The sequence below is a fragment of the Apibacter sp. genome (genome assembly GCF_025291155.1).
GTDB lineage: Bacteria > Bacteroidota > Bacteroidia > Flavobacteriales > Weeksellaceae > Apibacter.
Genome location: NZ_JAMBJZ010000102.1, coordinates 1 through 6,050, shown reverse-complemented (window position 1 = coordinate 6,050; position 6,050 = coordinate 1). Strand labels below are relative to the sequence as shown.

The 6,050-nt window shown below is 27.6% G+C and carries 7 protein-coding genes; 3 read left to right on the top strand and 4 right to left on the bottom strand.

Annotated elements, in window-relative coordinates:
• Window positions 1–119: 119 nt before the first annotated feature.
• Window positions 120–500, bottom strand: a complete 381-nt coding sequence (locus M3Z80_RS08715; RefSeq protein ID WP_293919224.1) for a single-stranded DNA-binding protein — start codon at window positions 498–500, stop codon at window positions 120–122.
• A gap of 46 nt (window positions 501–546) precedes the next feature.
• Window positions 547–1,539: an A/G-specific adenine glycosylase gene (gene mutY / locus M3Z80_RS08710; RefSeq protein WP_293919222.1), complete on the bottom strand. Its 993-nt coding sequence runs from the start codon at window positions 1,537–1,539 to the stop codon at window positions 547–549.
• Window positions 1,540–1,636: 97 nt separating this feature from the next.
• Here mutY and M3Z80_RS08705 point away from each other — a divergent pair, with 97 nt between their 5' ends.
• Together M3Z80_RS08705 and M3Z80_RS08700 are read left to right on the top strand one after the other, a co-directional pair.
• A complete protein-coding gene (locus M3Z80_RS08705; RefSeq protein ID WP_293919220.1) occupies window positions 1,637–1,930 on the top strand; it encodes an HU family DNA-binding protein in 294 nt (97 codons plus the stop codon).
• 253 nt (window positions 1,931–2,183) lie between these two features.
• A complete protein-coding gene (locus tag M3Z80_RS08700; RefSeq protein ID WP_293919218.1) occupies window positions 2,184–3,743 on the top strand; it encodes an Rne/Rng family ribonuclease in 1,560 nt (519 codons plus the stop codon).
• A 131-nt stretch (window positions 3,744–3,874) separates the two neighbouring features.
• Here the strand turns inward: M3Z80_RS08700 and crcB are convergent, their stop codons facing one another.
• Both crcB and M3Z80_RS08690 read right to left on the bottom strand, forming a co-directional pair.
• Complete coding sequence (gene crcB, locus M3Z80_RS08695) at window positions 3,875–4,249, bottom strand: fluoride efflux transporter CrcB (RefSeq protein ID WP_293919216.1); 375 nt, start codon at window positions 4,247–4,249, stop codon at window positions 3,875–3,877.
• 199 nt (window positions 4,250–4,448) lie between these two features.
• The gene (locus M3Z80_RS08690; RefSeq protein WP_293919214.1) at window positions 4,449–4,994 is read right to left on the bottom strand and encodes a gamma carbonic anhydrase family protein; all 546 of its coding nucleotides are present in this window, start codon (window positions 4,992–4,994) and stop codon (window positions 4,449–4,451) included.
• Window positions 4,995–5,067: 73 nt separating this feature from the next.
• Between M3Z80_RS08690 and M3Z80_RS08685 the strand changes: the two genes are divergently transcribed.
• On the top strand, window positions 5,068–5,937 hold the full coding sequence (locus tag M3Z80_RS08685) for a NifU family protein (protein WP_293919212.1): 870 nt from the start codon (window positions 5,068–5,070) through the stop codon (window positions 5,935–5,937).
• The last annotated feature ends 113 nt before the right edge of the window (window positions 5,938–6,050 follow it).

Below are 6,050 nucleotides of genomic sequence, written 5' to 3'. Positions count from 1 at the left end.
GATGCAAAATTAAGAGTAGACAAAAATGTAGTAATGGGAAATAGTTTAATGAAATACTCGTGGGCCCGGGGTCTTCCATATGAATTTAAATTTTATTATAAGTAAGCTTTTTTTGCGTTTTAAAAATCATTCTGAATTATTTCATCGTTATCAGGTTGTTTGCCTAATAAGTTTGACAAAAATAAAATATTATCTGCAATAACTTCTGTAATATGCTTAGTGATACCGTTATCTTCAAATTTTCGGGTTTTAAGCTTACCTTCAATGTAAACTTTACTTCCCTTTTTAAGAAATTTCTCACAAAGTTCTGCTAATTTATTTCTAGCAGTTATATTATGCCAATCTGTTACATCTACTTTTTCACCAGTTTCTTTGTTTATATAACTTTCAGAAGTAGCTACCGGAAAATTTACAACGATATTTCCATCACTAAATCTATAAGATTTTACGTCAGTACCTAAATTTCCAACTAAAATTACTTTATTAATAGATGTACTCATTTTATATTTAAATTGATCGCATTGAAGAGCAAAAATAAGAAAAAAATTAATTATAAAATAAAAAATTTTCCATCGGTTTTGGAAAAGCATAACTTTTTAAGTTGTTTTTATTCAAAATTATAGCCTTTGTTTTACTCGCAATTTTATAGAATTCAGCTTCATCAATTTTAATTTCACTTATTGTTATTAATAATAGTTTATGAGTAAGCTTGTGTTTTATCTGGTGGTTGTGTAGGTTATTATAATTTCCAAATTCTTTCTTATATAAAGGAAACTCATATAACCCTTTCCAAATAGAATTATTATCTCTCTTTTTTATTAAGATATAATTATTGTGATAAAAATATGCGTAATGAATCTTTTCTTCTTTAATTTTAATAGCGGAAGATTTTATAGGAAGATCATTTTGTAAGTTATTTTTATAAGCCAAACATTCGTCTTTTATAACACATTGATTGCATTTAGGATTTAATGGAATACAAACTAAAGATCCGAAATCCATAATGGCTTGATTGAAATCGCCAGGATTATCAGGCATTATAGGCTTTATTAAATTAAAAAAATATTTGAATGTACTACTTTTAGTAATATCTTTTTCAGAATTAAAAATTCGTGAATATACTCGAAAAGCATTTCCATCAATAGCAGGAATTTTTTCATTAAAAGATATGGAAGCAATGGCAGCTGCTGTATATTTACCAATTCCCTTAAGCTTTATTATTTCTTGATAAGAGTTGGGGAAAATTCCATTTAGCTTATCTACAACATACTTAGCCGTAAAATGTAAATTATGGGCTCGAGAATAATATCCCAAACCTTGCCAGGAACTTAATACCTCATCTTCTGAAGCCTTAGCAAGAATTTCAATAGTCGGAAACCGATTTGTAAAATCTAAATAATATCTATATCCCTGATTAATACGGGTTTGCTGGAAAATGATTTCCGAAATCCATATGTTGTAAGGAGAGAGAGTTTCACGCCACGGTAATAAGCGTTTATTAATTTTATACCACTTCTGTAAAAGACTAATAAAATTCACACTTTTAAATGTTTATAAGTTTTAGTTTCCAAAAATAATATTATATTTGCAAACTCAAAATTTAATTAGAAGTATAATAAGATAATATTTAAAAAGTATGACAAAAGCAGATATCGTAAATTCGATTTCAAGTAAACTTGGTCTAGAAAAGGTTGAAACTCAAAAGGTCGTTGAAGTTTTTATGGATGAGATAAAAACAGCTATGGCTAATGGAGATAATGTTTATCTAAGAGGTTTTGGAACTTTTTTAATTAAGAAAAGAGCAGCTAAAACAGGGAGAAACATTTCTAAAAATACAACAATAAAGATACCGGCTCATAATGTACCTGCTTTTAAACCAGCTAAGTCTTTTGTAGAAGATGTAAAAACTAATGTTAAAGTTAAAAATTAGTAATAATAAATAATAAATAAAAGAATACTATGCCAAGCGGAAAAAAAAGAAAACGTCATAAGGTTGCGACCCACAAAAGAAAAAAAAGAAGAAGATTAAATCGTCATAAAAAGAAAAATAAATAATTTTCTTCTACCATAAAACTAAGGTTTTTTTACTTAAGATATTTTAACATTCTTTACCAAAGTAATAGGTAAAGAATGTTTTTGTTCAAAAGTGAATGTATATAAGATAGGAAAATTAATGTAAAAAAATGAGTAAAGAATTAATAGTATCATATGAACATTCAAAAGTTAGAATTATAATATTAGAAGGAGGAAGAATTCAAGAACTTCATGAAGAGGAGATAGGCAATAATTTTACTGTTGGAGATATTATTATGGGTAAGGTAAAAAAACTTGCCCCTAGTCTTAACGCTTGTTTCGTAAATATCGGTTACGAAAAAGATGCCTTTTTACATTATCACGATTTAGGTCCTCAAATTAAATCATCATTAAAATATTGTAAAGGAGTCTCTTCAGGCAAAATTAATTCTCCTAAATTAACTTCTTTCTCATTTGAAGAAGATATAAATAAAGACGGCGTTATACAAGACGTTTTAGTTCCCAACCAAGATATATTAGTGCAAATAACTAAGGAGCCGATCTCAACTAAAGGACCTCGTATATCATCCGAAATTTCTTTGGCAGGTAGATATCTTGTACTTATTCCATTTGCATCAAAAACATCAGTGTCTAGAAATGTATCAACTGCTGAAGAAAAAGAGAGATTAAAAAAAATAGGAGAGCAAATTAGGCCTAATGGATTCGGCCTAATTATTAGAACTGTTGCAGAAGGAAAATCATCTCAGGAATTACAATCGGATTTAGTCTATTTATTAAACAAATGGAACAATATATGCTTCCGTAATATAAAGAAGAGTAAGTCTCCTGCTAAAATTTTGGGTGAATTGGATAAGGCATCTTCAATTCTAAGAGATAATTTTAATGAGGATTTTGTAAGCATCGTTTGTGATAATGAGGAATTAGCTGGAGAAATGAAAAATTATCTCAATATCATAGCTCCTGAAAAATCTAAATTGGTTAAATACTATGATTCCCATATTCCTATATTTGAATATTATAACATTGACAAACAAATAAAGCAATTATTTGGTAAACACGTTAATATATATCAATCAAAAGGTGCCTATTTGATTATTGAGCATACCGAAGCCTTGCATGTTATAGATGTAAATTCTGGAAATGTTACTGCCAATCAAAAATCGCAAGAAGATGCAGCTCTCCACATTAATAAATTAGCTGCAGCAGAAATTGCTCGTCAGTTACGTTTAAGAGACATTGGAGGAATTATCGTTGTGGATTTTATAGATTTAACTTCTTCACAGCATAAAAAGGATCTTTATGAATATTTAAAACAAGTCATGAAAGATGACAAAGCAAAACATAAGATTCTACCACCGAGTAAATTTGGAATTGTACAGATTACGAGACAACGTGTACGTCCTCAAAAACAACTTAATACAACAGAAGAAAATCCTAATAGTAATGGAAAAATAGAATCTCCTATTGTATTAATAGATAGAATACAGCAACAAATTATAAATGCTATTGTTAACCATAAAGGCAAGCTATATTTACATACTCATCCTTTCGTTGCTGCATATTTAACAAAAGGTATTAAAAGTATTAGAAATGAATGGTTTTTAACCTATAAAAGATGGATTAGAGTAATACCTAGGGATAGTTTTAAATACCTTCAGTTCCAAATACAGGATGATAGAAAGGAGATAATTTCTCAATTTTCGAATTAGATATAATTATATATATTTTTCCACTTTTTTAATCAGAATTTTTTAATTTAATTTAATTCAAAATTATATTTTTATAAGTTTGGCTATTACAATAAGATAGATATAATTAATCAACTAATGATTTATATTTATTAAATTTTAGAAATAAAATTTCCTAAAAAAACGCTTAATATTCCTATAAAAAGACTAAAAAATATATATAAAGACAGAGTTGTTAAATTATTATTTTGAATTAATTGCAAATTTTCCGCTGAAAAAGTGGAAAATGTAGTATATCCACCGCAAAAACCTGTTACTAAAAACAATTTTATTTCATTATTTATAAAATTAAATCTTTCGGATAATCCTAAGAATAAACCGATTAATAGACATCCCGTACAATTTATAAAGAATGTTGCTAATGGAAATCCATCTGAGCAATTTTTTTGGGTATAATAAGATATAAGGTATCGAATTATTGAGCCTAAAGAGCCACCCAATCCAACTAAAATAATGTTATTAATCATAAAAAGCTATTCAAAATAAATTTAAAAATTCATTGAATTATCCATAAAAATTAATAATTTAATAATCAACTGTATTATAAAACATCATTACATTAAATTTATAATTAGGATTTTTTTGCTATTTGAAATTTAATCTAATAATTTAGAAGTAATTATTAGTTAAAAAGTTATAATTTGATTTAAAAAAATTGATAGAAAATTACATTCCCTTGTCATACTCATTATCTTTATTCTTTCTATACCATTCGCTATATTTAATATAATTATTTGCAGTTTGTAGAATTTTTTCTTTTTGTAACTGGTGAGAAACCATTCCTATTTTTTGTGCAGGTATACCAGCCCATATTTCACCTTCAAATATGTGCTTTCTTTGTGTTACAACAGCACCAGCAGCTATAATAGCATTGCTTTCAACTGTTACGCCATCCATTACTATTGCCCCCATTCCAATTAAGACGTTATCGTAAATTGTGCAACCATGAATTATAGCATTATGACCTATAGATACATTGTTGCCAATAATAGTAGGATATTTCATATAAGTACAATGAATTACTGCATTATCTTGAATATTGACTTTATTACCAATTTTTATAAAGTTAACGTCACCACGTATCACAGCATTAAACCATACAGAGCATTGATCTCCGATAGTCACATTACCAATTAGCACACATGTGTCTGATAAAAAGCAATCATTTCCGATTAAAGGATTTTTATCTAATATGTTTTTAATTAGAGCCATAGTAAATAAATATTATTAACCTATAAAGATTTATTGGCAAGTTATGTAATTTTGAAGAATTAAACTAAATGACATGAAATTAAAAATTGAAAATACCCTCAATAAAAACATCATAAAATTTATAGCTCCTTCAACGCTGGTTGAAGGTAGTTATGAAATATCGGACATAAAAGATGCAGCCAATATTCCGTTAGCTCAAGAATTATTGCAATTACCGTTCATTACTAATATTTTTATAACGGCAAATTTTATCGCTATACAAAAAAATGATATGGTTGAATGGGATATGGTTATAGATGAAGTAAAAGAATTAATTGAAGATGAATTATTAGCTAACCCTACTGTAGTTTTACAACCAAGCAAAGCTCCTATTTCAGTTTATGTGGAAATGACTCCTAATGCTTCCGTGATGAAGTTTGTTACAAACAGAATATTAGTTGAAGGAATCATTGAATTGAAAAATATAGAAGAAGCTAAAGAAGTTCCTTTGGCACAGTATTTATTTAGCTTTCCCTATATAAAAGAAATTTTTATTTCAGATAATTTTGTATCAATAACAAAAACAGATAATTCTAAATGGGAAGACATTTCTATGGAAATAAGATTTAATATTTCTGAATATATTCGAGAGGAAAAAGAAATCAGTACCATTAAAAATTTTTCAACTTATAAATCTATAGATCATAATAATAGAGAATTTTCAGAAGCTGAACTAAGAATAAAAAATATTTTAGATGAATACGTGTTGCCTGCTATAGCCGGTGATGGCGGTAACATTGAACTTATTTCATTTGATGAAAATACAAAAATTGCTAAAATGCTGTTACAGGGAGCTTGTAATGGATGTCCATCTTCTACATTTACCTTGAAAAATGGAATTGAAGAACTTTTAAAACAAATGTTACCCAATGAAGTTGAATCTGTAGAAGCGGTTAATGGGTAATCCTGCCGGTAGTATTGATGATTAAAAGATTAAGGAGTTAATAATATGATAGTCAGAATAGAACTCAATCAACTAGAAAATCGTAGTAATTATTACTTTTATAATGACATTTT

What these genes read in the sequence shown, in the direction of transcription:
- M3Z80_RS08715 (WP_293919224.1), bottom strand. Translation starts at nt 500, where the DNA reads ATGAGTACATCTATTAATAAAGTAATTTTAGTTGGAAATTTAGGTACT.
- M3Z80_RS08705 (WP_293919220.1), top strand. Translation starts at nt 1,637, where the DNA reads ATGACAAAAGCAGATATCGTAAATTCGATTTCAAGTAAACTTGGTCTA.
- M3Z80_RS08700 (WP_293919218.1), top strand. Translation starts at nt 2,184, where the DNA reads ATGAGTAAAGAATTAATAGTATCATATGAACATTCAAAAGTTAGAATT.
- crcB (WP_293919216.1), bottom strand. Translation starts at nt 4,249, where the DNA reads ATGATTAATAACATTATTTTAGTTGGATTGGGTGGCTCTTTAGGCTCA.
- M3Z80_RS08690 (WP_293919214.1), bottom strand. Translation starts at nt 4,994, where the DNA reads ATGGCTCTAATTAAAAACATATTAGATAAAAATCCTTTAATCGGAAAT.
- M3Z80_RS08685 (WP_293919212.1), top strand. Translation starts at nt 5,068, where the DNA reads ATGAAATTAAAAATTGAAAATACCCTCAATAAAAACATCATAAAATTT.